Raw genomic sequence first — 25626 nt, 5'->3', positions numbered from 1 at the left:
AAGTCAACGCCATGCTCGTGCTCGCCGCCGTCATCAGCTCTGCGCTCCTGACCAAATTCGCCATCTTCGGCGCTGTCGTGGCCGGTATGTGGGGTCTCTTCGAGTTCTTCGGAGGCGGCGGCAACGCCCGCACCGCCGAGCGTCTGGCGGAGTTGAGCGACCCCCGCACACGCCACGGCGACAAGCAACGCGACTCGTCGATGACCAAGATGTTGAAGTCGGCGTCGCCCAGGCTGGCGGCCCCGCTGCAGCCCAAGACCGAGGCCGAAGAAGGCAAGCTGAAGCAGCGACTGCAGCACGCCGGCTTCCGCGGCGAGACCGCCACCAGCGTCTTCCTCGGCATGAAGTTCCTCTGCCTGGTGGTCGGCTTTTTTGTCGGCGGCGGGTCGATGGCGGTCATCAAGGGCCTGACCCAAGAGGCGGGCATGATTACTGTCGCGATCTCCGGTCTGATGTTCTACCTGCCGGACATTGTCGTGCACTTCATCAAGAAGAGCCGCCAGGACCAGATCTTCTACGGCATGCCCGACGCGCTCGACCTGATGGTGGTGTGCGTCGAGGCGGGTCTTGGCCTGGACCAGGCGATGCGCAAGGTGAGCGACGAAATGGCCAAGTCGTACCCGGTGCTTGCGGAAGAGTTCGGCCTGTGCAACCTGCACCTGCAGATGGGCCGCGCCCGCAACGACGTGCTGCACGATCTGGGTCAGCGGACCGGCGTGGACGACCTGAAGGCGCTATCCGCAATCCTGATCCAGGCAGACAAGTTCGGCTCCAGCGTGGCGCAGGCGCTCCGCGTGCAGAGCGACTCCATGCGGACCCGCCGGAGCCAGATGGCCGAAGAGAAGGCGGCCAAGACCGCGGTGAAGCTGATCTTCCCGCTGGTGATCTTCATCTTCCCGGCGATCTTCGTGGTGCTGGTGGGTCCCGCCGCGATCACGATGATCAACGAGATGTTCCCGGCGATGCAGGGCAACTAGCGCCAGCACTGCTGGCGTTGCATCCCGGTGGGAGCCTGGGCAAGCCGTAGCGGTTGCATGGGTACGTCTAGAAGTTCCGCAGTTGTCGCTTCGAGCGCGTCGATATCCACGGTGTGGTCCGGCGCCTTCAAACGCCGCGGATGGGCGTCGCTCAAGGCGGGCCGTCGACTCTAGACTCAAGCCGGAAACGAGAACCATGGATCGGAATCTCTGCCTCAGCAGCGTCGTGCTGGCCGCGTGCGTAACGCTCACCACCCCCGTCAGCGGCTTCTGGTGGGGGGACAACTGCGCCGGCTGCGTCGGGTCGTGCGGGGCTGCTCCTACCCCGCGGCCGGCCCAGACGGCCTTCGACTACTGCCACGACATCTACAACATCAACCGGCCCTGGCCGTCGCCCTACGTCTGCCCGGACCGGGTCACCGCCCACTCCCCCTTCAACGCCATGGTCAGCAACGGCTGGCGGCGTCAGAACCTGATGGCCGAGCACCACTTCAAGACCGACTCGTCCGAGCTCACCCAGGCCGGCGAACTCAAGATCCAGTGGATCATGACCCAGGCTCCGCCCGCCTACCGGCGGATGTTCGTCGAGCGGTCGATCGACCCGGAGGTCACCAAGACCCGGATCGACACCATCACCAAGTACGCGGAGCTCATCGCCCAGGACGGCGAGGCGCCGCGGGTCGCGGAAACGCACATCGTCTCCGAGGGGCGGCCCGCATCGACGGTTGACTTCGTGAACACGCAGTTCCGCCAGAACATGCGGGTGCCGACGCTGCCGGTCAGCACCGGAGAGAACGAGTAGCAGCCGTCGCCGATCGACAAGTGGAGGCCGCGGAAAGGATTCCGTGGCGCGTAGCGTCAACGCCACAAGCCGGCGGAACAGCCGGTCAGCAGGGAGGCCCGTCGTGCCCGTCAAGAACTTTGCGACCGCCATCATTGTCGCCATGGCGGGCCAGTCGTGCCTGGCCGCCCCTGGCATGATCCACTCCGCGGCCGCTCCGGCTCAGCCGTCGGGCCAGGGCTTCTGGTCGAAGCTGTGGCGTGGCGATGACCAGCCTGCCCCGCAACCGTCGGCCGTCGCTCCGTCAACCGCTGCGGCGGAGAACGCACGGGCTTGGTGGTCGCCGCGGGTCGGCTCCACGGCGGCCGGGGCGTCGGGCCTCGACCGCGTGCAGGGCGCCGCCAAGCCTGGCGTCGTTTCACTGCAGAACCCCACCGGCGACCTCTCGCCCAAGGCCTGGGTCGTTAAGGCGCAGCTCGCGGAGATGCAGCAGGACTACGCCGGCGCCCGGCAGTGCTTCAGCCAAGCGCTTCAGAAGGCTCCGAACGACGCGGCTACCCTGCGCGAGATCGGCCACTTCGAAGACCGCCGCGAGCAGCTCGGCCTGGCCGAGCAGATGTACCGCCGCGCCCTAGCGACCTCCCCACGCAACCCGGCCCTGCTGAACGACCTGGCACTCTGCTGCGCCCGGCAGGGCAGGCTGACCGAGTCGGCCCAACTGCTAGGCTCGGCCGTCTCACTGCGGCCGGAGAAAACGCTCTACCGGAACAACATCGCGAAGGTGCTGATCGAATTGGGCGAGCCCGCCGCGGCCGAGAGCCACCTCGCGGCGGTACACCCGGCCGGCGCCGCGAAGTACAACCTCGGCCAGCTGCTGGCGGCCAAGGGAGAAGTAGAAGCCGCCGCTGTCTGCTTCCGAGACGCCGTGCGGATCGATCCGACCCTGACAGCCGCGGCGACTTCGCTGCAGTCGCTCGGGCCGGCGGTGGGCATGCAGGTCGCCTCGGCCCCGCAGTCGACGGTCGACCCCGAACCGGTCCGGCGGAGTCAAAGCGTGGCGGTGCAGGAAGTCCAGACTGGCCCGGAAGCCGACGCCTTCAAGCTGCTGCCCCCGATCAGGGAGTAGCGGCTAGTACTTAGTGCAGGCCAGGCGCGGTGGCGGCATCGCCGAGTCGGGCGCCGTAATCGTCCGGTGACGCCGGGGCGGCCTCTGCCGGCGCAATCCATTCGAAGCCCTCCTGCGGCGCCTCGCTGCTTCCGCGGCGACTCATCGAGCGCAGCTTGGTAGGCGGTGGCGGGAGTGTCGGCTTCTGGCTCACCAGGGGCTCCGGCTCTCGCTCTATCGGCGGTCGGTCGGAGACCTTTCCGAAGTACTCCACGACCATCAGGCCCAGCAGCAGCGAACCAATCGTGGCGGCGCTGAGGGCCCAGCCTACGGTCCGTGCGGTGATGGTTGTTCGCTCGTGGTGGGGCGATGCGTTGGGGCTGTCGTTCATCATTCGGCTATTCGTCGGTTGCCACCCGCGCGGCGACGCGGAGCCGGGAGCTCCTCGCACGCGGGTTGTTCGCTGTTTCTTCTTCGCCAGGCCGCACGGCGTTCTTGGTGATCAGCCGCAGCCGGTCGTCTGCGCGGAACGCTTGTTTTACTCGTCGGTCTTCGAGGGAGTGGAAGCTGATGATTGCGATGCGTCCGCCGGGGGCCAGGCAATCCGGCAGCCGGCGGACGGCGTCGTCGACGCACTTGAGTTCGTCGTTGACGGCGATCCGCAGTGCTTGGAACGTCCGTGTCGCCGGGTTGAGCCGCTTCTCGTACCGCCCGCCTACAGCGGACCGGATAATCGCCGCTAGCTGACGCGACGTGTGCACCGGCTCACGGCGTCGGGCCTCGACGATCTTGCGTGCGATCCGTCGACTCAACTTCTCTTCTCCGTAGTTGTAGATCAGGTCGGCCAGGTGCTCGGCGCTGAGCCTCGCCACCAGCCGGTGGGCCGGCTCGCCCCGGCTGGTGTCGAACCGCAGGTCGAGGGGACCGTCGCTGTCGAAACTGAATCCTCGTTCGTCGTCTTCGAGTTGGTCGCTCGAGAGCCCCAGGTCGAGCAGCACGCCGTTCACAAGCGGCGTCTCAAGCTCCTTGAGCAGCTCGGGCAGGTCGATGTAGTTCGCGTGGTAGGCGTCCACCGGCAGCCCGGCGAGCCGCTCGGCGGCCCGCTCGACGGCGGCCGGGTCGCGGTCGAGCCCAATCACCCGGCCGGCCGGTCCTACCCTCTCTGCTAGCAGCTCGGCGTGCCCACCGCCCCCGAGGGTGCCGTCGACGATGATGTCGCCTGGCTGGGGCGCCAGCAGGTCCACCACTTCGGTCGGCAAGACAGGGACGTGTACGGTCGACATGGGCTGCAATGCAGGGGTGGGTTAGTAGCGTTTCTCGGCGGTTGTCGCAAGGCGTGATGATCGCCTGCGGGACGCTAGCAGAACAGGGGGACCTGGCGTGCCGAGAGAAGTGGCCGGGGCCGCGCGGGCGGGGTGAACGTGGCCAGATCACCCCGCCCGCGGCAGGCCGTTCGGCCGTTGCGGCGGGACTTGCGCTCCCGCCGGAGGAGCCATCGGTACAACATAGAACCCCCTGCTCGTCGGTCAACATCACGCGGCGCCAGCAGGTCTGCGCGTCTGTTCAGCGACAGCAGACCAGAATCGAGCTGATCCCCGGGAAACGAACCCCCACCGGCCCCGGAGGTTTTTTTCGCAAATTTCCCGCCGGCCCGCAGCAGCGTGCGCGTCGCGGCCCGGGGCCTGATGCGATACCATGCGAGGTCTGTTCCTGAACCCGTACTACACCGACGACCCGCTGCTACTGGATGCCTCAAGACCCGCTGCTATTCGAGTTCGACCTGCCCCGCGACCTGATCGCCCAGCAGCCGCTGCGCAACCGGGCCGACGCCCGCCTGATGGTGATCGACCGGCAGAAGCAGGCCGTATCGCACCACCATGTGCGCGACCTCCCGGAGCTGCTGGTGCCCGGCGATCGGATGGTGCTCAACGACACGCGGGTCGTCCCAGCGCAGCTTGCTGGACGGCGGGCCGCAACGGGTGGCCGCTGGCAGGGGCTGTACCTCGGTTCCACCGAAGAGGGCCACTGGCGCGTCGTGTGCAAGACCCGGGGCCGGCTGGAGCCGGGCGAGTCGGTAGTCCTCGACGACCGTGAGGGCCGCCCGTCGAGCAAGCTGTGGCTGCTCGAACGCCTCGAGGCAGGGCAGTGGCTGGCCCACCTGCAGCCCGAGGAGCCCACCGAAGAGGCCCTCACGAGGCTCGGCCGGGTGCCGCTGCCGCACTACATCCGCGGCGGCCAGATGGTCGACGAGGACGTCACCCGCTACCAGACGGTGTTCGCCAAGCGGCCGGGGGCCGTGGCGGCGCCAACCGCGGGGCTGCACTTCACCAAGGAGCTGCTCAAGTCAACCGCCAGTCGTGGGGTGGAATTTTCTGCCCTCACGCTGCACGTTGGGCTGGGGACCTTCCGCCCGATCTCGGGCGGCTCGATCGAGGAGCACCAGATGCACTCCGAGTGGTGCGAACTCTCCGCCGCAGCCGCGGCCGAGATCAATGCCACCCGCGAGTCTGGCGGCCGCGTGATCTCGGTCGGCACGACCGCCGTGCGGACGCTGGAGACCGCTGCGGGCCACTCGCCCGAGGGCGGGCCGCTGCAGCCCTGGAGCGGCGAAACGGACCTGTTTATCCGCCCGCCCTACCAGTTCCGGGCGGTCGACGCCCTGCTCACCAACTTTCACTTCCCGTCGACCACGCTGCTGGTGCTGGTCCAGACGTTTGGCGGGCCGGAGCTGATCCGGGCCGCCTACCACGAGGCGATAGCAGAGCGTTACCGCTTCTACAGCTACGGCGACGCCATGCTGATCCTATAAAAAAAGCGGCCCTTTCCGTCGGGGATTGGGGCAGGTAATCCCAGACCTGAAAGAGCCGCTGTGGATCGTGGTGGCGGTTGTGCGAGCAGCCGGGGCGTGCTCAAGCAGGCAACCTTGCCAACCTCTGATCGTATAATCGACCACTGCAGATCTGGACTTTATCGATTCAATCGCTGCTTTGCAAACCAGACCCGTGGTATCCGACGGCGCGAGGCCGCAAGGTCTCCCACAGGGCAATTGCGGGGGCCTAGGAGCCCAGGGCGGAATTGATCGCAGTCGAGGAGTCGTCGAAGCTGTCCGCGGTGGCGTTCGCCATCCCGTTGACCGCGCCGATGCACGTCACGACGATCATCGCGAGCATCACCGCATACTCGACCGCGGTTGGCCCGTCTTCGCTCTTCAGAAATGTGAGGATTGCTTGGCGCATTGGCGTGGCACAGGTTGGTGGTGAAGGATGCCCCCCGCGGCTTCCTACGCGGGGCTGACACGCGGCGAGTCGTGTGGCTGTGCCCGAGCTCCACACCCTCGAGAGGGTCTCGCCCTCTGTTGGAAGCCTAGCTCTACTTTCGGTTCGGGCAACCGACCCGGGTCGATAACGCGTCAGCCTGCACTAGTCCGCGTCGCCACCAAGCCGGTCGTAGCGGTTGTGCCGCACAGGCCGACAAAAAAAGGCCGGCGGGCATTACCCGCCGGCCTCGGTTGTTCCGATGACCGTGCTCAATATTCTGTCGCCCGGCCGCTTAGGCCTGGAACGAGCTGCCGCAGCCGCAAGACTTCACCGCGTTCGGGTTGTCGAACGTGAAGCCGCGCTTCTCGATGCCGTCGTAGAAGTCGACCGTGGTGCCGTCGAGGTACAGGGCGCTCTTCTTGTCGACCACGACCGCAACGCCGTGGCACTCGAACTTGCTATCGGCCGACTCGTCGAACTTGTCGTCGAAGCCCAGGGCGTAGCTAAAACCGCTGCAGCCGCCGCCAGTCACGCCGACGCGGAGCACGTGCCCCTCGTCCAGCTTCTGCTGCTCGACAATCCGCTGCACCTCTTGAGCGGCGCGTTCGGTGAGGGTGACTCCCATGATCTCTATTCTCCTCCGCGTTAGTGTGGCCGTCCGGTAAGACCTGCGAGCCCGGCGGCGCATGAACTCTTAGATTATACCACGCCGGCCACAGCGGGAAGAGCTGGGAAACGCCCCGTGGCTAGCCCAAGCGTTTGAGCTCGGCCGCCGCCGCCGCTACTTTCTCCGCTGCAAACTCGACATCACCCGCGGTATTGAACCGCCCCAGCCCAAACCGCAGGCTGCTGCGGGCCTGGTCCTCGTTCAGGCCGATTGCCCGCAGCACGTGGCTCGGCGACGGGTCCGACGACGAGCAGGCCGCGCCGCTGCTGACCGCCAAACCGCCCAGCCGCAGCAGCAGCGACTCGCCGTCCAGGCCCGGGAACGTCACGTCCAGGTTGCCCGGCAGCCGCAGCGGACCCCCCGATTGGTCCACGGCGTCGAGGCCCGGCCCGCACAACTCGGCGCCCAGGCCCAGGGCCTCGAGCCGCCGCCAGAGGTCGTCCCGCAATGCGGCCAGCCGTTGGACTTCGGCCGCCAGCTCTTCCACCGCCAGCTCGACCGCCCTGGCGAAGCCGACGATGCCGGGCACGTTTAATGTGCCGCTCCGCCGACCCTGCTGCTGCCCACCGCCGACAATCTGCGGCTCGAGCCGCACGGCGGGCCGATCCCCCGACCCCGAACCCCGCACGTACAACGCGCCAATGCCCTTGGGCCCGTACAGCTTGTGAGCGGTGAAGCTCATCAGGTCGACGCCGAGCCGCCCGACATCGACCGGCAGGCGGCCGACGCCCTGCGTGGCGTCGCAGTGCAGGGGGACGCCCCGTCCGTGGCACAACAGGGCCAGCTCCGCGACCGGCTGCACGACGCCAATCTCGTTGTTCGCCAGCATGACGCTCGCCAGGCAGGTCTCGTCGGTCAGGGCGCTGGCCAGATCCTCGGGCCGCAGTCGCCCGGCGCTCTGGCTGCCGTGCTGCTCGACCTCGAGCAGCGTCAGCCCGTACCCCTGCTTCTCGAGCCGCCGCAGCGGCCCGAGCACGGCGGCGTGCTCCGTGGCGACGCTCACCAGGTGGTCCCCCCGCCGGCGGCGACGGGTCGCCACGCCGGCGATCGCCAGGTTGTTGCTCTCGGTCGCGCCGCTGGTGAACACCACCTCTGCAGGCATGGCGCCGATCGCCGCGGCAATTGTCGCCCGCGACTGCTCGACCGCCTCCCGGGCGGCGTCGCCCGCCTCGTGCCCGACGCTTCCCGGGTTGCCGTACTCCTCGGTGAAGTACGGCAGCATCGCCTCGACGACCCGTGGGTCGACGCGCGTCGTGGCGTGGTTGTCCATGTAGACGCGCATCGGGGCACTCTTGGGCTACGCTTGCATCCGCCCAGCAGCCCACGGCGGAAGCCGCGGGTTTGCTAGCGCTAACAGTGTTGCGAACGAAAACCTAAGGCTTCCGCCGTAGGCTGCAGAGGGGAACCCCCTACTTGGCGTTGTAGCGATTATTTCTGCTGCTCCACCAACGCTCTTACCGCGATCTGCGACCAGGTTTCGTAGTGGTCCAGGTCGGCGGCGATCTCGGCGAGCGGCGTGAACCGCACGTCCTGGATGTCGTCCTCGCGGGCGTCGACCGCCGGCTGCTGCATGTCGAACACGTGCACCACGCCGAGGTGCACCCGGCCGACGTCGGTCTCGTCGTCGTTGATCATGCCGATGCACGACTCGGTGTGGCCGGCGTTGATCGACACCTCCTCGTCGAGCTCCCGCATCAGGCCCGCCCGGTACACCGCGGCCGAATCCTGAGTTTTTGAGTGCTCTGCGGCTTCGCTCGCTTGGTGGTCGAGGGTCGAGATGTGCCCCCCCACGCCGACGCTCCGCTTGGCCCGCAGCCGGGCCTCGCCCCCGCCGCCGCCCCGCTGGTAGTTGAGGATCCGCGCCACGCCATCCGCGTCCACGAACCGGAACACGCAGTACGGGATGAGCTGCTTGAAGCTGGGGTCGGCCTCCATCTGGCCACGGGGCCGGTAGCTGATCTGGCCGCTCTCGAGGATCGGCTTCAGGTAGCGGTCGACCTCGGGCGAGAAGCCCTGGAAGTGGCCCAGCGAGTGGAACAGCTCGGTGGGGATGACTAGCACCTGTTCTTCGGCGACCAGCGTCATGTTGTCCTCCTGACGGGGGTGGTTCGTGGTGAGAACGGGCGATTCTAACGCGCCCCGGCCAACGCATCACCGGGGCGCCGGCAGCGGTTTGGCGTGGCCGCGCGGGTAGAGTCCGAATATTCGATCGGAGGGGACAAAACCCCCGGCCGAGTTTGGCCCCGAGGTGCGTTTCAGGCTCCCATAGTGATGTTTTTGGCGATGGTCCTCCGGGGCGAGGCCGGGGTTTTGTCCGCCGCTCCCACAGCTTGGTAGGGGGCGTCTCCGACGGCGACCGCGTCACCAGAGGCTCTTGAGTTTTTAACATCGCGCAGCAGTTCACCAGCCGCGGGGCGTTGGCCCCCGGTTTGTGCGTTTCTAACCGGGGGCTAACGCCCCGCGGCTAAAGCGGTCTGGCGGGCGCGAGGCTAGAGAGCTCGCGCGTGCCTGCATTAGACCACGGATAGCAGAGGGCCTCTACAAGAATCCGCCGCGTTCAGGCAACGCTTCTATCGCGGTCAGAGATCGCTCTCACAACTTGGTAGGAGGCGTCTCCGACGGCGACAGGCAACCTACCCCTCACCCCCGTCAATCACCCGCACCTTGATCTCGTCGCTGTTCCCCCGCAGCTCGGGGGCGTACATTGCCTCGATCTGGGTCGGCAGGGCGCTGAACTTGCCCGGCGTCTCGGCCCGCAGCCGGTAGCTGACGCTCCGCTTGCCGCGGGCGAGCTGGCGGGCGAACAGGTTGACCGACTGGTCGCGGTACTCGACGTACGCGCCGATCTCGTTGCCGTTGTAGCCGCTCTGCACCTCGACCGGCTCGAAGCCGGCCGCCTTGGGGTCGGTGATCAAGAGGTACTCGTAGTCGTTCTTGCTCTCTAGCGTCAGCTCGACCTCGACCAGGTCGCCGCTCGCCACGGCGGCCAGGTTGGAGACCCGCTGGCGGCGGTACTTCTCGGTCTGGATGCCGACCGCCTGGCCGCGGCCGCCGGCAACCTGCTCCTCGTTGTCGACCCGCTCGAGCTTGTACAGCTCGCGGGTCACGCGGACCTCGAGCCCGCTGCGGCGGATGTCGTCCTGCAGCGTGAAGTTCTGCAGGTAGCCGTTGTAGAACAGCCGGCCATCGCCCTGCTTGCGGATCTCGACCGTGTGGCGGCCCGGCGTTAGGGCGGCGCCCTCGATCACCAGCACGCCATCGAACGTGAACAGGTTGTCGGCGGTGATCTTGACTGCCTTACGCTTCTCGCCGTCGAGCCAGACCTCGACCGCCAGGTCGGGCTTCGCCTGGCCGGTCGCCTTGAGGTAGTCGGCCATCGCCTCGACTACCAGGGCCGTGTCGCGGGTGCTGTTCCAGTAAGTGGCGTGGCTGCGGTTGTTGAGCAGGTATTTCACCAGCCCCGCGGCCAGGTCGCCGTCGGGCTCGGTGGCGGCCAGCAGCTTCAGGAAGTAGGCGTGGGCCTCGTACTCGCTGCCGTACCAGTACCACCAGGAGCCGCCCGGCAGGTTGAGCCAGGCGGTCTGGTTCTCGTCGTCGGTCTGGACGTACTGCTTGAGGTTTTGGATGACCATGTCACGCTTGTCGGTCTGGCCCTCCTCCTGGTGCAGGGCCAGGCCGAGGGTCGCCAGGCTGTACGGGGCGAGCGAGGTCCGGTCGCGATACAGGAAGTCACGCATCGCGGCGTCCGAGCCGCCCGCGTCGACCAGGGTCAGGTGCACGAGGGCGTCGAGGTTGTCGGCCTTCTGCTTGGCGGGCTTGGCGTCGTCAATGCGGTTGCCGTCGGAGTCGACGTTGCGGAGCTTCGCGAGCTCACCCTGCTGGTAGTTCTTCAGCCACTCCACCCCCCGTTCGATCGTGTTGGGGAGCAGGGCCACATCGTTCTGCCGCGCAACCGACAGGCCCCGCACCACCACGGCGGTGGTGTGGGCCGAGCTGTGCTCGCCGTAGCCGCTGAACCAGCCCCAGCCGCCGTCCGAAAGCTGCATGTCCGTCAGCCTTCGGACGCCCGCCTTGACGATCTTGTCGAGCTCGGCCTGGTCGAACACCGGGTTGCGGTCGTAACGTTTCCAGCCCGTGGCCCGCTCCGCGGCGTCGCCCAACTGCTGCGGGTTGAGGTTGGTCTGTTTGTCCTGGATTGCCTTGAGGTCGACCCCGAGGTCGATCAGAGTCTGCTGGGTGAGGACCGCCGGCAGGAACCGGTTGAGCGTCTGCTCGGTGCAGCCGTGCGGGTAGTCGATCAGGTAGGGCAGTGCGTCGACCATCGCTCCGGCCAGGGTCGGCGAGTAGCGGACCTCCAGCCGGGTCTGCTCGGGCCGGCGTTTCGTGGGGACGTCGATCTCGAACGTCCCGCGGCTGCCGTCGGCGGCGATCGCGCCGCTGAACGCGTCCTGCTTGAGGATGCCGTGCACGCGGACCGGGAAGGTCAGCTCCATGGCGTCCGACTCTTCGTCGGTCAGGGCGAAGGCCCGGACCACCGCCCCGCCCTCCTTCATCGCCGACACCCGCCAGTCGACACGGCGGTCGCCGTCCGCGGGGACCTCGATCTGCTGGCTGAGCTGCGAGGGCGACTCGAGCACGCCCCCCTCCAGCTCCAGCCGCACAGTGACCTGCTTCGCCTCACCGAGGTAGTTGTGCACGTTGGCCGACAGGACGACCTCGTCGGTCTCGACCAGGAACCGCGGCGTCTGCAGCCGCACGATTAGGTTCTTGCGGGTCACCATCTCGGCGGCGCCCTCGCCGACGCGGGCGCCGTGCCCGACACCCCATGCGCGGACTTGCCAGGTGGTGAGGTTCTCGGGCATGGTGAGCGTTACCTCGGCGATGCCGTCGGAATTGGTTTCGAGCGTGCCGTCCCACAGGGCCGTGTCGGCAAACTCGGTGCGGACGGTCGCTTCGACTAGCGGCGCCTGTCCACCACCGCCGCCGATGCCGTCGGCTTCCGCGTCCTCCATTGGAGCGGCCTCGGCCGCCATCGCCATCGGGACGCCGAAGTACATATCGCCCCCCGCCATGCCACGCCGCATCGGCATGGCCCGCGACAACGTCAAAGTCTTGTCACGGGTCATGGTCTCCGTGGCGGGCACGCGGCCGCCGAACACTCCGAGCGGGCGCATGCCGATTTCGCCGGGCGGGGTTAGGTTGTAGCTGTACTGGCCGAGGTTGTCGGTGCGGTTGGGGTAGTGGGTGCGGCGCCAGTCCCAGAAGTGCTTGCGGATGTCGCCGACGTTCGAGCCGCCGGAGCTGTACTCGACGCTCTTGTCGTAGATCGTCAGCGCGGCGTCGCCGACCACGGGCTGGTCGTCGCGGTCGGTCAGGCGGAGCTTGACGGTCGCCTCCTGCCCCGGCTTGTACGCCTGGGCGCCCGGCAAGACCTCGAGCTTCAGGGCCTTGCTGACCGGTGGCACGGCGATGTCGCGGACCGCTTGGTGCACGCGGGCTCCGCCAACGGCGGTCGCCTCGACGATCAGGTTTGGCATGTCGGTCGGCTGCACGTCGATCTCGACGAACGTGCTCTTGCCGTCCAGCCGGACGAGCCGCGGCGCCGGGTAGACGCCGTTCTCGGGACGCACAAACAGCAGCACGGCCGAGCCGGTCCGCGCGGTGCTGACCTGCAGGCGGACCTTCTCGCCGGGGCGGTACTCGGCCTTGTCGGGGACGATCTCGAGGTCGTTGAAAGCGAAGCCGGCGCCGTCGAAGCCCTCGCCGGCGATGCAAAAGACGTGCCCCCCCTCGATCACCTCACCCGCGGCGGTCTGCGACTTGAACGACAGCCGGTACTGCCCCGGCTCGGAGGCCTTGATCTGCAGGCCCGCCCCGCCGTCGGCGGCGGTGGCGAGCTCCCACTTGCGGACCTCGGTCTCCTTGGGGGGCTGGTTGTCGTCGGAGTAGGCGAGCTTCAGTAGTTTGAGGTCGCCGGTCTTGGCGAGCGGGCGGCCGTCGGCCGTGCGGACCGCGATGCGGACCTCCACCGGGTCGCCGACGCGGTAGTGGCCTCGGGTCGTCCAGACGTACGAGCGGTACGGCTGCTGGGCGGCGAGCACATCGCCTGTGCCAACAATCGTGCGGCGCGACTCGTCGCGGACCTGGGCCTCGATGTGGTAGTTGTGGTCGGAGTCGCCGTAGAGCGCCTTGGCGAGCGCGGTGTCGATGCTGACCTCGAGCGAACCCTCGGCGTCGAGCGGCGACTCGGCCTCGGCGACGATCTCCGGCGGGTCGGGCTGCCGCCACGGCAGCCAGCCCGGCGACGGGCAGCGGAGGCCCCACTGTTGGAAGCCGGGGTGCCAGTCGAAGTCGCAGCCGAGCCAGCCGTAGCCCGGCCCGTACAGCCAGTCCCACGGCCGCGGCGGGAACCAGTCGGCCTGCTTCTTGGTGCGGGTAACCTTGTACGCGACCGTCGCGTTGACGACCGGCGCGCCGAAGTAGTACTTGGCCTGGATCTTGGCGGTGAACTCTTCGCCCAGCGCAACGCCCTCGGTGGGCGCGTCGACCGTGACCTCGTACTCGGGCTTCTTGTACTCCTCGACCCGGAAACCGCCCGAGCCGTGCCCGAGCACGTTCAGCCGGTAGCCGCCGAGCGTGGCGCCGTTCGGCAGGGCGTACTCGCCCTCGACTGCGCCGTAAGCGTTGGCGGTGAGCGTCAGCTGCTGCACCTTCTCGTTGCGACCGTCGATCAGCTCGACGCGGAACGACTTGTGGGCGAACTCCGACGCCGGGTCGTCGACGCCGTAGCGGGCCCGCTGGATCCAGGCCTTGTAATGCACCTTCTGCCCGGGGCGGTAGACCGGCCGGTCGGTCACGACGAACGCCTTGGTCTGGTTGTAGTTGCCGTGCAGCAGCGTCGCGCGGCGGAAGCCGTCGAAGCCAAGATAGGCGTATCGCCCGTCGGCCGTGGCGACCGTGGCGAGCCACTGGTAGCCGCGGTTTTCATCGTCCTTGGAGTTCTCGACCTCGATCATCCCGTTGGCGTCGGTCTTCTCGGCGAACTTCTGTGTTTCGACGAAGTAGCGGTTGGGCTGGTTCTCGTCGGGCCGCTGGCGGAAGGCGAACAGCTCGACCGTGGCGTTGGCGACCGGCCGGCCGCTCTTGGCGTCGGCGACGAAGTACAGCTGCTTGCCGTCGAGCGGCTTGCGGACGATGGCCGTGTCGGCGAGCCAGAGCACCGTGTGGCACGTGTTGCCGTCGGCCAGCTTGGCGGTCACCCAGTAGGCGCCCGCCTGCTGCAGCGGCGTGGTGACCGTCACCTGGTCGTCGAAGTGGCCGGCCGGCGGGGCGAGGTCGAGTTTCCACTCGGCCGCCGCCGGGCCGAGGTGCTTTTCCTGCCCCTCCTGCAGCATGCGGTAGCCGAGGTTGTCGATGTTGAGCCGCTCGCCCTCGAGCTTGTCGGGCCGCGATTCGAGGTACGCCTTCACGTCGGCGAGCAGTTGCGGCAGCTTGATCGGGCGGGCCGTGAACTCCACGGACTCGGCGTTGCGGTACTGCAGCTCGACCGTGGCGCCCTGGCCAGCGGGCTGGGTTTCGGCCGGCTGGAACTCGCCCCACGGCTTGGTGATCTGGTCACGGCTTTGCTTCAGACTAGGATGCTGCTCGCTGGGGGCGAACTCGATCGCCTGGTCCAGGTACTCCACCGCCCGCGGGTACTGGCGGCGGTTCTGGAACAGGCCGGCGAGTTGGTTGGCGGCGTCCAGCGCGGGCTGCTTGAGCGACTTTGCGGCGCCGCTGGCCAAGACTTCTTGGTACAGCTTCAAGTGGTTGTGCTCGTCGGGCAGCTTGAATCGCCGCACGCCGGTCGCGAGCCGCGCCAGCGTTTCGTCCTCGGCGAGCGTGTGCAGCGTGAAGATGCTGGCGTCGGAGTCACCCTCGCCCTGGCGGGCCAGCAGCGGCAGGTACTGGGCGAGCGTCGGCACGCCGAACTGGCTCTCGAGGAACCTCGCCCGGGCGAGCTGCTCCTGCGTCCGCTCGTAGTCGCCCTGCTGGGCGTACTGCTCCCAGGCCCAACGCCAGCGCTCGCCGTCGTTGCGGGCGGCGTCCCATGATTCGGGCAATGCGTAGAACAGCGGCTCGCCATCGGCGCCAACCGGCGCGCCCTGGTTCGACCCACGCGAGTGCCCCCAGCCCTCCTCGTAGTCGGGCAGTTGGTCGATGTCGGTCAGCAGCTGCAGCTGCCAGGGCTGGCTCTGAAAACGGCTCCCCATCATGACATCGGCCAGCGACCGGGCCACGGCCGCGGCAGAGGAAGGATCGCCTTCGAGCCGCGTCGCCTCGCGCAGCAGCTGCAACGCCCGGACGCGGTCGCGGGAGTAGGCGTTGGCGACCTGGGCGCGGCCGCGCATGTTGCCGCGGTGGAACTCGCCGCTGACCATCGATCCGTAGTGCGGCAGGTTCTCGTACTGCTGGGCGACCTTCAGCAGCACCGCGGCGCTCTGCGGGTACTGCCCCGCGACGTCCTCCAGGAAGGCGTCGCTCTCGGCGACACGGTTCAGCTCCGCCAGGCAGCGGACCGCCTGGGCGATCGCGGGCGTGATCTCGCCCTCGGGCAGCGTCTGGTTGAGCAGCCCGCTGCGCAGGTCGTTGTAGGCCTGGCGCCAGTTGCCGTCTTCGGCGGCTTGTTGCCCGCCGGCCGGCGGCAGCGGGGGCTGGTTTTGGGCGAAGGCCATTGAGAGGAGGGCCGCGGCGGGCAGCAACAGCAGAAACAGCTTCTTCCGTGGGATCATGGCGCCTGAGTGTTCCGTTAGGCAGGGGAGGTCCGTCGAGGGACAGGATACGCAAGTCAGACGCTCTGAGGTAGCAGGGAGTTCCCTGCGGCGCCGCCAACGGCCTGCCACAGCCGGCCCGCCGCTGTTGGCGGGCGGCGACAGCCGTGTTGACAATTCGCATCGCGGCGGGCCCTGCAGGGCGTTCCGGGGCCGAAAACGCCGTGTATTCTGCCCGCCGCGGGTTCTGGCGCCGGCGTTGCACTGTCTGCCGGTGTTCCACCCCCCGACCTCAGCCCGGCACTCGTCGATGAACCCAATCTCCCGCGGCATCCGTCAGCACAGCTCGGTCCTGCACAGCGTCCACCGCCTGCTGGACGCGGCCGTGATTGCCGGAGTCCTGTTCGTCGCCCTCCAGGCGACCCCGGTCGGAGGCGAGGCGGGCAACTCGCTGGCTAACGAATTGGTGATCATTACCGCCGCCGCCGTGCTGGCGATGCACGTCGCGGCCGAGGCGACCGGCCTGTACCACAGCTGGCGGGGCGACCGGCTGCGTCGCGAGCTGGCCTGCATCGCCATGACCTGGGGCTACGCGGTCGCCGGCCTGTTGGGCATCGGCCTGCTGACCCACTACAACGTCCGCTTCAGCTACGAGACCAAGATCGCCTGGCTGCTCGGAGCCCCCGCCGCGATGATGGGCGTGCGGGTCGCGATCCGCGGCGCCCAGGCCGCACTCCGCAGCCGCGGCTACAACACCCGCTCGGTCGCGATCTGCGGAACCAATGAACTCGGCGTGCAGCTCGCCGAGAACCTCAACGGCTGCCCCAGCCTCGGCCTGCGGGTCGGCGGCTTCTACGACGACCGCCTGGCCGAAGTCGGCCGCGTCGCCCAGAACGCCAACAGCCGCACCGGCGACCTCGACCAGCTGGTCGCCGACTGCCGCAGCGGCAAGGTCGAGTCGGTCTACATTACCTTCCCGATGCGTGCCGAGCAGCGCATCCGCGGCGTGCTCAGCAAGCTCTCCGACACCACCGCCAGCGTCTACATCGTGCCGGACTTCTTTGTCTTCGAGCTGATGCACGCCCGCTGGACCAACATCGACGGCCTGCCCGCGGTCAGCGTTCACGAGAACCCGCTGCACGGCGTCGACGGGCTGTTCAAGCGAAGCTGCGACTTGTTCTTCGGGTCGCTGCTGCTGGCCCTGCTGGCCGTACCGATGGCGTTGATCGCCGCCGCGGTGAAGCTCACCAGCCGCGGCCCGGCGATCTTCCGTCAGAAGCGTTACGGGCTAGACGGCCGCGAGATTATGGTCTGGAAGTTCCGCTCCATGCGGACCGAAGACAACGGCCCCGTCGTCCGCCAGGCGACCAAGCACGACAGCCGCATCACGCCGCTCGGCGCCATCCTACGGAAGACCTCGCTCGACGAGCTGCCGCAGCTGTTTAACGTGCTTCAGGGCACGATGAGCCTGGTCGGCCCGCGGCCGCACGCCACGGCCCACAACGAGCAGTACCGCACCCTGATCGACGGCTACATGCTACGGCACAAGGTGAAGCCGGGCATCACCGGCCTGGCCCAGGTGATGGGCTTCCGCGGCGAGACCGAGACCCTCGACAAGATGCAGGGCCGCGTCCGCTACGACCACCTGTACATCCGCGACTGGTCGCTCTGGATGGACCTGAAGATCTTGTTCCGCACCGCGTTGGTGGTGCTCAAGCAGGAAAACGCGTACTGAGCGCCGGCTCCGCGCCGCGGCTAAATGCCGCCGCCGCGCCGCGGCTGAATGGCGCCTGATCTCGGTCTACCCCGGAGGCTTTCGCTTCGGCCTGTTCCGTAGATCAGACGCCATTGAGCCGGGACGCGGCGCAACGGCTGTCGCTCATGGTCTGCTGGCAAGTATTCCCGCTGGCAGGGTTGTGGGCGGCCCAGGGCGCCGTTACCCCCCCGTGGACCCACTGCGCGCCGTTTTCTCGGCTAGCAGTTCGCCGCCGGCGGGCCGGTCTTGGCGCCTATTGTCGTTCCGCTTTCTAGATCGCTATTCACGGCGTCTGGCGCCACAAAAAAACGCGGAGACCCTTGATTCATTCGCGCGCTCACTTTCCTGGCACGATTTTGTTCGCTACGCTGCGTATTCCAATCACCCCCTGGGGGGATGCCGCCGTAAACGACCCAGTTTAAAACTTTATTAAGTTTGTAAGTGAAAGCAGCTCCGGTGGGCGAGGGCAACTCGATTCAACAACAAGACGGCATGATTCCCATTGAGGACGCTGTGGCGATCGCCAGGCTCCTCGGGGAAGTCGCCGGCCACGACGGTGACGTCAATGCGCGTAAGCGGTTGCTAATGCGGAGGTTAAAGGAGCTGACCGGGGCCGACGGTTGGCTCTGGTCCATGACCTTCTGCGACCACTCCAAAGAACAGCCGATGAGCGTCGGCGTGATCCACGAGGACCTCACCCAATCGCAGTTCGATGGTTGGGTCGAGGCGAGTCAGACCTGCAAGCTGCCGCCGCCCGAGGATGCGCCGCTGACTGTCGAGATGGCGAAGGGGCGGCACTACACCCGCACCCGCGACCAGCTTGTCTCAGACGACGACTGGTACAACCACCCCACGGTCAAGAAGTACCGGCTCGACCGCGGGATCGACGACTTCCTGTACAGCATCTACCCACTCTTGGGGGGTGTCGAGATGTGCAGCGCGATCGGCCTCTACAGGCACGTCGGGCGGGAAAAGTTCTCAGACCGCCGCCGCCGGATCACCCACATCGTGCTGTCGAACGTCGACTGGCTGCATTTTGCGGGCCTGCCCGAGCACCGCGACAACGCCGTGCCGCAGCTCACGCCGACGCAGCGTGTTGTACTTGTTCATCTGCTCGACGGCCGCCGCCGCCCCGATATTGCCGAGGCGATGAGCATCTCCGAGAACACGGTCCGCGACCACGTCCGCAGCATCCTCCGCTTCTACGACGCCAAGGACCAACTCGAGCTGGTGTGCAAGTTCCGGGCGGGCAACGGGATGGACGTCGAGCAAGAGTGAGCGTCCCGCGGCTGCTCTACCGCGGCGCGGCGGCCCCGAAGTTGTCCCGCGCGACAATCGATAGGTAGCACGCCGCCGACAGTCCGGCCGAGCTGAACACCATCGCCATCACCATAATCTGGTACCGCGCGGCAATCAGCGGGTCGACGCCGGCCAGCACCTGACCGGTCATCATGCCCGGGATCGACACCAGCCCAACCGCCAAGAGCGCGTTGGTCGCCGGGATCAGGCTCGCCCGCATCGCGGCGTCGCGGGCGACGCCGCGCGGCTCTCCCCGGTCGACCTCTGCCTGGAAGCGTTCGGCTGCCAGGCTGATGGTGTTCATGGCGTTCGCCAGGGCCATGCCCGAGAGCGGGATGATGTACCGCGGGCTGAACCAGGAGTCGAGCGTGAGCACTACCTGGGTGCAGAGCAGCAGCGGCACGCCGGCGCCGAACAGGATCGCGGCGATCGCAATGCCGCGTTGCCGCAGACTCGGCCCGTTGATGGTCCGCAGCGCGATCCCTCCGGCCGCGAGCAGCATGATCGTCAGCACCAGCCCCACGACCTCGGGGCGGTCGGTCTCGAAGACCGCGGTAAGCACGTAGCCGATCGCGAGCAGCTGCAGCAGCATCCGCGCCAACGCGGTGACCGACGCCCACGGCCGCAGCGACCACCGCGCCAGGACGAACAGCACCCCCAACGCCGGAGCCAGCGCGATCAGCAGCTTCGGGATCGAGATCGTCGGGAGTTCCGCCAGCAGAGGTAGCGGGACGGGCATCGTTCTTCCTGGCGGGGCGGGGGAGCCGTTAGGCGGGACGCGGTAGGTCGGCGGGCCGGTTCAGGGTGTGCTGCTCGGCCTCGTCCGACTTGATGTCGCGCTCCTCGGCGTCTTCCTTGCCCTCCTGGAGGATCTCTTCCGCCTGCTCGAATTCTTCCGGGGTGGCCTCGACCTGCTCGTCGGTAGTCGCCGGGGCGTAGACCTCGGCCACGACGCCAAAATGGTCGGAGCCCGGCAGCTTCAGGCGACGCAGCTCTTCCAAAGCGAAGCCGGGCGACAAGAACACGTGGTCGATCGGGAACCGCAGCAGCGCGTGCCTGGCGGGGTAGGTGTTGTACAGCCCGCGGCCGACCCTCGGGTCCTGCAGGCCGCTGAGCCGTTTGAACAAGCGGGTGGTCGCCGACCACGCCACATCGTTGAAGTCGCCGGTGACGATGCAGGGCTCCTTGCCGCTCTGGCTCATCTCGTTGGCGACCACCACGAGCTCTGCATCGCGGACGCGGCTGTCGCGACGATCCTCACCGGTGCTGTCCTGCAGGCCCGGCGGCGTGGGGTGCACGCAGACCACACGCACCCGGTCTCCGGATTCGAGCGTCACGTGGGTGTGGATCGAGGGCCGCCGCTCGGTGATCAGGAACCGCACCTCGGCTTCTTCGAGCGGGAGCCGCGACCACAGCATCAGCCCGACCCCTTCGCCCTGGACCTTGCCGCACTCGTGGGGCAGCCGTTCCTTGAGCGGCGCCAGCGCATCGTGCCACGCCTGGTCGCACTCGATCAGCAGCAGCAGGTCGGGCGACTCGGCTTGCAACGCCGCCAGCATGGCGTCCTTCTGGTCGTTCTCGTAGTCGAGGTTGGCCACCACCACCCGCAGCCGGTTGGCGTCCGAGTCCTGCTCCGACGGCGCGGCCACCTCGGTGCGGACCAGCCCGGTGTAGGGGATCACGTGCGACGTCTGCCAGGCGATGACCAGCAGGCACGCGGTTGCCAGCAGGCCGCGCTCGCCGAACCAGTTGCCCATGCCGGGGATCAGCGTCACCGCCAGCAGCGGCAGGACCGCCCCGGCGGCCAGCTGCAGCCGGGGGAAGTCGCACACCCGCACGTACCAGGCCCCCAACGGCAGCAGCGGCAGCAGCGTGGCGGCGGCGACAAAGGCGGTGGCGAGTCGAGCGATCCAGATCATGCGACGGCTTCAAACACAGACGGGGCAAAAGGGTCCCCCCATCTTGTCGCTGGACGTCGCCCTGGGCAAGGCGCCGGGGCCTTGCCCGCGACCTCCGCCCCACTAGCGCGGACCATCGACCGCTAGGGCCGATCGGCCGTCGACACCGAGAACGGCCGGGCGTCAACGCCGACGCCGCGGTCGAGGTTCGGCTGCGGGCCCATCTCGAGTCGCAGCACGCCGCCCTGGACAATCTCATCGTGCGTCAGATAGTTGCGGTCGAGCGGCGCACCGTTGAGCGTCGCGGCCTGGATGTAGACGTTTTCCGCCGAGTTGCCCGGGGCCTCGACGACGAACCGCTTGCCGTTCTCGAGGCGGAGGGTCGCCTTCTCGAACGCGGGGCTGCCCAGCACGTACTGGTCGACGCCCGGGCAGACCGAGTAGAAGCCCAGTGCGCTCTGCACAAACCACGACGACGTCTGCCCCTGGTCCTCGTCGCCCGGGTAGCCGTCCTCGGTGGCGTTGTAGAGCTTCTGCATCACCTCGCGGACCCACCGCTGTGTCTTCCACGGCTGGCCGGCGTAGCAGTACAGGTAGGGCATGTGCTGGATCGGCTGGTTGCCGTGGGCGTACTGCCCCATCTGGCCGAGGACCATCTCACGCATCTCGTGGATCGGCGCGCCGTAGGTCCCCGGCTTGAACTCGGCGGGCGCGGCGAATACGGCGTCGAGCTTCTCGACAAACGCGTCGTCGCCGCCGAGCAGCTCGCCCAGGCCGTGCGGGTCGTGGAACACGGACCAGACCCAGTGCCAGGCGGAGCCCTCGGTGTAGGGGCCGCCCCACTCGATCGGGTCGAAGTTGGGCGCCCAGCCGCCTTCTGCGTCGCGGCCCCGCATGAAACCGGTCTGCCCGTCGAACACGTGGCGGTAGTTGTACATCCGCTTAGCGAACTTCTCGGCCAGCTCCTCGTCGCCGGTCTGTTTGGCGAGCCAGTAGCCGCAGAAGTCGTCGTAGGCGTACTCGAGGGTCTTGGCGGTCGCCTCGCGGAACTCGGGGTAGGGTAGGTAGCCGATCCGCTCGATCACGTCGGCGCCGCCGCGTCCGTTGGCCGGGCCCCAGGGGCCCTTGTGGCTCGACTCGTGGTCGTAGGCGGCCAGCGCCTCGGCCGGGTCGAACGTGCGGATCCCCTTCGCCCACGCGTCGGCCAGCAGCGAGATCGCGTGGTTGCCGATCATGCTGCCCGCCTCGCCCGGGAACGACCAGCTCGGCAGCCAACCGCACTGCCGGTGGGCCGCCAACAGCGCCTGCATGTAGCGGCCGTGCATCTGCGGGTAGAGCAGGGCGTTGAGCGGCATCTGGGCGCGGAACGTGTCCCACAGGCCGGTGTCGGTGTAGAGGTAGCCGCGGTGGACCTCGCCGTCGTACGGGCTGCGGTAGTAGGCCTCGCCCTCGGCGTCGCGCTCGTAGAACTTGCGCGGGAACAGGCTCGCGCGGAAGTAGCACGAGTAGAAGGTCTCGAGCCGCTCGGTCGGTCCTCCCTCGACGGTCAGCTTGGCGAGGTGCTGATTCCAGACCTCGGCGGCGGCCTCTTTGACCTCTTCGAGCTGGTCGTAGCGGCCGAGCTCGCGGTCGAGGGTCAGCGCGGCCTGCTCGGCGCTGACGTACGACGACGCGACCTTCGCCTGCACGACCGAGCCGGGCGCGAAGGTGACGTACGCGCCGGCCTTGTTGCCAGAGGACTCGGCCTGCCCAGGCGACACGCCCTTGGCGCCGCCGCGCCACGCCCCGTACGACTCGACCGGCGTGTCGAACTGCACGAGGAAATGATTCACAAAGCCGCGGGGCTGGTTCCGGCCGTTGCGGACCCAGCCGACCAGGCGGTCCTGATCGTCGTCGACGCGGATCTTGCTGCGGCCGAGGTAGCCGTCGAGCACCAGGTGGGCCGGCTGGTCGGGCGGGAAGCGGAACCGCAGCATGGCCCCGCGGACAGTTGGCGAAATCTCGACCTCCACTCCGTTCTCGAGCGTCACGCGGTAGTAGTGGGGCTTGCCGACTTCGTCGTCGTGGCGGAACCGGCTCGCGCGGGCGTTCTCGTCGACAACCAGTTCGCCGACCACCGGCATTAGCGAGAACACCGCGTAGTCGTTGCTCCACGAGCTGCACTGGTGCGCCTGCTGGAAGCCGCGGATCTGGTCGCGGTGGTACTGGTACTTCCAGCCGTCGCCGTTGTGCCCGGTCTGCGGCGTCCAGGTGTGCATGCCGAACGGCAGCGCGCAGGTCGGGTAGGTGTTGCCGCGGGTGAGCTCGAAGCGTGAGTTGGTGCCCTGCAGCGTATTGACGTGCCGCACGAGGTCGCGTGGTTCTCCGGCGCGGGTCGCCGGGGACAAAGCGAGGGCCGCCAGCAGGCAGGCCACGACGCGGGGTGGGGAGGGGGGCGTCATGCGGAAGGAGGGGGCCAGGGAGCGTGGACTGTGCGTAAAACGAAGCGCCCCCGCCGCAAGCGGCGGGGGCGCCGGTCACAATCCACCACTATCGGATCCTGGCAGCCGATAGGGAAGAGAGTACGCCAATAAGTCCGAGCAAAACCGAGCTGGGCTCGGGGGCGAACAGGAACTCGCTGGGGGCGAGGGCGCTGTCGCTGATGCGGACTTCATCGATGAAGCCGTAGCCGCGGTCGCCGTGGCCGCCGTTGTACATGCCGCGACCAACGGTCCAGTTGCCGGCGATCCAGTCGCCACCGGCGCCGGCCGGGGTGGCCATCGCCGTGTTGGTGCTCCCGCTAGCGGTCAGGTCGGTGGTCGTGATGAGCTGGTAGCCCGTGCCGAGGGTAGCGTCGGCCAGGTACAGCGACAGCATCGAACCGTCGCTCACGCCAACGGCGTTGTACCAGTGCGCGTCGTCCGAAGTTTGCGAGCCCGGATCCCAAGTGATGATCGCGTTTTCCGGCGAGATCGCTTCGTGGAAGTAGCCGTCCTGGTCGGCAAATTTGACAGCGAACTGGTTGTTGGGCATCGCCTGGAAGTAGACCGCGGCGAGCTCGCGGTTCGCGTCCACGACGTCGGTCGAATCACGGCCGACAACCGTGCGGTAGCCGCCGTTCTCGAGCTTGAAAGAAGCCTCGATCGTGAAAGCGCCCGGCGTGATGGACTCGATGCCGGTCGGGCCGGTGAACATGCCCGGGCCGCCGCCGGTGTTCTGCACGCTGAAGTTGTTGGTGGCGCCAATCGCCGGCACGGAGCCGGCCGGGGTTTCGGTCCGATAGGCGAAACCACAGCAGCCGCCCGTCACCCAGGCCGACAAGTCGTGGCCGTTGCCCGAGACGTCCGGCACGTCGGCCGAGTAGGTGTTGCCGGCGTCGTCGCCGGCCAGGTGCGCGATGTTGCTGTCGGCGGGGCCGGCTTCAAATCGCCAGTGCGCGACGGTGCTCGCCGACGCGCACGGCGTCAGCGCTGCGGCGACCAGGCCGCACAGCGTTAGTTTTACAAATGACATTCTCATGAGCTTCGTCCACAGTTGAAAAGAGGAAACAGAAGGGAAAAAAACAATCCGGCTGCGTCGCGGCCGGCGGGCCGAGGTCAGCCCGCTAGCGACACCTCCACCGCACTCACCGACGCGGCCGGGAAACGCCAAGGTTCATCTCTCGGTAGGTCTATCCGACGTTCCGTCATCACTTCCTTGCTGTTGAGGTGCGAGACCTCCACCATCGGTTCCTCCACGATCTGCACCGCCGTCGCGCGGGCGGGCCGCTCTCCGGCGATCGCCAACTCGGCCGTGATGTCCCGCGTCTGTTGGCAGTTCACCACGTGCAGGTACAGCTTGTCGCCCGCCCTGCTCGCCACGACGTCGAGCCCGTCGGGGGTCTGCGAGACGCGGGCCGTGTGCGTGCCGATGTGGTGGCTGTAGAGCCGCATCACGCGGGCCACCGGCATCAGGTACGCTTCGCCCGAGCCGGCTGGGGTTGGCAGCATCACGGCGTTGACCTGCCAGCGGTTTCCGCAGAAGTCGGCCGCGGTGGCGATCTTGAGCACGTCCGCGTGGCGCTGGTGGTTGTTGAGGATCCGCCCGTAGGAAACGCCCGCCGCCCAGGTCGACAGCACGTCGCAGCGGTTGCGGCCGGGGATGGCGAAGTGGCACTCGGTCATCGCCAACGGCATTTCGGCGCCGTCCAGGCTGTCGCGGACCTCGCGGATCTTGTGGTCGTTGTGCTCCCAGGCGCGCATCAGCACCTCCCAGGTCGCGGTTGGGTCGCGGCGGTACCGCTCGCCCCGCAGCACCGGTTCGCGGCGGTCGTCGGGGTCGAACATGTGGTGGAAGGCGAGCATGTCGAGGTGCTCGCCGGCGACCTCCGCCATCCGCGGCGCCCAGCCGCTGTCGCCCCAACCGATCAGCCGGATGGACGCGTCGCGCTCGCGCATCGCCCGGGCGAACTCGACCGTCTTCTGGGCCGTGGTCTCGAGGTCGAAGCCGTGGCGGTCGTAGGAGGTCTCGTTGCCGATCTGCCAGTGCTTGATCGTTAGCGGCTGCTCGAAGCCGTGGACGCGGCGTTCGGCGTTGACCGGGTCGTTGCAGTACGAGACCCAGTCGGCCGCCTCGCGGGCGTCGCCGCTGCGGGGCTTGCCGGCGGCGGTCATGTACCGCTCCCGCCCGTCGGACTCGAAGTTGACGCACATCAGCGGGTCGGCGCCGACGCGGCTGCAGAAGTCGACGAACTCGGCGGTGCCGACCTGATTCGACTCGATGCCGCCCCACTGCAGGTTGTGCATCGGCGGCCGCTGGTCGCGTGGCCCGACCCCCTCGCGCCAGCGGTAGAAGTCGGTGTAGATGCCGCCCCAGCGGACCATGCCCGGCCCGAGCCGGCGGGTCGCCTCGACGAGGTCGGGCCGCCAGTCGTTGCGGGCGTGGTCCCAGGAGGCCTCGACCGAGCTGTCCGTAACCCCCAGCGGCTCCATAATCTGCATGTACAGGTGCGGCGAGATCTCGTGCCCGGGCGTCGGGTCGACCGCCAAGACCGACCCCTTGCCGTCGGCAGCCGACACGCGCGACGCCGCGGCCGCGCCGAGCGTCGTCGCGGCCAGCGTCTTGAGCGCCCCCCGCCGGGAGATCGAGTTGTCACCGTGGTGCTGTCGCATGCTGTTT

Annotated in this window: 18 protein-coding genes; 6 read left to right on the top strand and 12 right to left on the bottom strand. The window is 68.0% G+C overall.

Features of this window, described 5'->3' with window-relative positions:
* The first annotated feature begins 11 nt into the window (after positions 1-11).
* From Pla123a_RS11215 to Pla123a_RS11205, 3 genes are all read left to right on the top strand, one after another.
* Positions 12-977, top strand: a complete 966-nt coding sequence (locus tag Pla123a_RS11215) for a type II secretion system F family protein (protein WP_146586922.1) — start codon at positions 12-14, stop codon at positions 975-977.
* Positions 978-1173: 196 nt separating this feature from the next.
* A complete protein-coding gene (locus Pla123a_RS11210; protein WP_146586920.1) occupies positions 1174-1779 on the top strand; it encodes a hypothetical protein in 606 nt (201 codons plus the stop codon).
* 103 nt (positions 1780-1882) lie between these two features.
* Positions 1883-2884 (top strand): tetratricopeptide repeat protein, encoded by a 1002-nt coding sequence (locus tag Pla123a_RS11205; RefSeq protein WP_146586918.1) that lies wholly within the window; start codon positions 1883-1885, stop codon positions 2882-2884.
* Between the two features lie 10 nt (positions 2885-2894).
* On the opposite strand, the gene Pla123a_RS11200 is transcribed toward Pla123a_RS11205, so the two are convergent.
* On the bottom strand, positions 2895-3254 hold the full coding sequence (locus Pla123a_RS11200; protein WP_146586917.1) for a hypothetical protein: 360 nt from the start codon (positions 3252-3254) through the stop codon (positions 2895-2897).
* A 7-nt stretch (positions 3255-3261) separates the two neighbouring features.
* Entirely contained in the window at positions 3262-4146 is an 885-nt protein-coding gene (rsmH, locus tag Pla123a_RS11195) for a 16S rRNA (cytosine(1402)-N(4))-methyltransferase RsmH (RefSeq protein WP_146586915.1), read from the bottom strand.
* A 464-nt stretch (positions 4147-4610) separates the two neighbouring features.
* On the opposite strand from rsmH, the gene queA reads away from it, so the two are divergent.
* Complete coding sequence (queA, locus tag Pla123a_RS11190; RefSeq protein ID WP_146586913.1) at positions 4611-5672, top strand: tRNA preQ1(34) S-adenosylmethionine ribosyltransferase-isomerase QueA; 1062 nt, start codon at positions 4611-4613, stop codon at positions 5670-5672.
* 247 nt (positions 5673-5919) lie between these two features.
* Here queA and Pla123a_RS11185 read toward each other — a convergent pair whose 3' ends face one another.
* From Pla123a_RS11185 to Pla123a_RS11165, 5 genes are all read right to left on the bottom strand, one after another.
* Positions 5920-6099 (bottom strand): Flp family type IVb pilin, encoded by a 180-nt coding sequence (locus Pla123a_RS11185; RefSeq protein ID WP_146586912.1) that lies wholly within the window; start codon positions 6097-6099, stop codon positions 5920-5922.
* Between the two features lie 313 nt (positions 6100-6412).
* A complete protein-coding gene (locus Pla123a_RS11180) occupies positions 6413-6745 on the bottom strand; it encodes a HesB/IscA family protein (protein ID WP_146586910.1) in 333 nt (110 codons plus the stop codon).
* A 121-nt stretch (positions 6746-6866) separates the two neighbouring features.
* Positions 6867-8069, bottom strand: a complete 1203-nt coding sequence (locus Pla123a_RS11175) for a cysteine desulfurase family protein (protein ID WP_146586908.1) — start codon at positions 8067-8069, stop codon at positions 6867-6869.
* 146 nt (positions 8070-8215) lie between these two features.
* Positions 8216-8872: a phosphoesterase gene (locus tag Pla123a_RS11170; RefSeq protein WP_146586906.1), complete on the bottom strand. Its 657-nt coding sequence runs from the start codon at positions 8870-8872 to the stop codon at positions 8216-8218.
* Between the two features lie 548 nt (positions 8873-9420).
* A complete protein-coding gene (locus Pla123a_RS11165) occupies positions 9421-15558 on the bottom strand; it encodes an alpha-2-macroglobulin family protein (RefSeq protein ID WP_197527877.1) in 6138 nt (2045 codons plus the stop codon).
* A 289-nt stretch (positions 15559-15847) separates the two neighbouring features.
* Between Pla123a_RS11165 and Pla123a_RS11160 the strand changes: the two genes are divergently transcribed.
* Positions 15848-17272 (top strand): undecaprenyl-phosphate glucose phosphotransferase, encoded by a 1425-nt coding sequence (locus Pla123a_RS11160; RefSeq protein ID WP_146586902.1) that lies wholly within the window; start codon positions 15848-15850, stop codon positions 17270-17272.
* 462 nt (positions 17273-17734) lie between these two features.
* The gene (locus Pla123a_RS11155; protein WP_231956397.1) at positions 17735-18571 is read left to right on the top strand and encodes a helix-turn-helix transcriptional regulator; all 837 of its coding nucleotides are present in this window, start codon (positions 17735-17737) and stop codon (positions 18569-18571) included.
* A 16-nt stretch (positions 18572-18587) separates the two neighbouring features.
* Here the strand turns inward: Pla123a_RS11155 and Pla123a_RS11150 are convergent, their stop codons facing one another.
* The 5 genes from Pla123a_RS11150 to Pla123a_RS11130 all read right to left on the bottom strand — a co-directional run bounded on the left by Pla123a_RS11150 (position 18588) and on the right by Pla123a_RS11130 (position 25619).
* Positions 18588-19331 carry an ABC transporter permease gene (locus tag Pla123a_RS11150; protein ID WP_146586898.1) on the bottom strand — a complete coding sequence of 248 codons (744 nt, stop codon included), beginning with the start codon at positions 19329-19331 and terminating at the stop codon, positions 18588-18590.
* A 28-nt stretch (positions 19332-19359) separates the two neighbouring features.
* A complete protein-coding gene (locus Pla123a_RS11145) occupies positions 19360-20511 on the bottom strand; it encodes an endonuclease/exonuclease/phosphatase family protein (RefSeq protein WP_146586896.1) in 1152 nt (383 codons plus the stop codon).
* 122 nt (positions 20512-20633) lie between these two features.
* Positions 20634-22931 carry a GH92 family glycosyl hydrolase gene (locus Pla123a_RS11140; protein ID WP_146586895.1) on the bottom strand — a complete coding sequence of 766 codons (2298 nt, stop codon included), beginning with the start codon at positions 22929-22931 and terminating at the stop codon, positions 20634-20636.
* Positions 22932-23019: 88 nt separating this feature from the next.
* Positions 23020-23988: a LamG domain-containing protein gene (locus tag Pla123a_RS11135; protein ID WP_146586893.1), complete on the bottom strand. Its 969-nt coding sequence runs from the start codon at positions 23986-23988 to the stop codon at positions 23020-23022.
* Between the two features lie 77 nt (positions 23989-24065).
* A complete protein-coding gene (locus Pla123a_RS11130) occupies positions 24066-25619 on the bottom strand; it encodes an alpha-L-arabinofuranosidase C-terminal domain-containing protein (protein ID WP_146586891.1) in 1554 nt (517 codons plus the stop codon).
* Between the last annotated feature and the right edge of the window lie 7 nt (positions 25620-25626).

The organism is Posidoniimonas polymericola, assembly GCF_007859935.1.
Taxonomy (GTDB): Bacteria; Planctomycetota; Planctomycetia; order Pirellulales; family Lacipirellulaceae; genus Posidoniimonas; species Posidoniimonas polymericola.
This window is presented reverse-complemented; position numbering and strand designations above follow the sequence as displayed.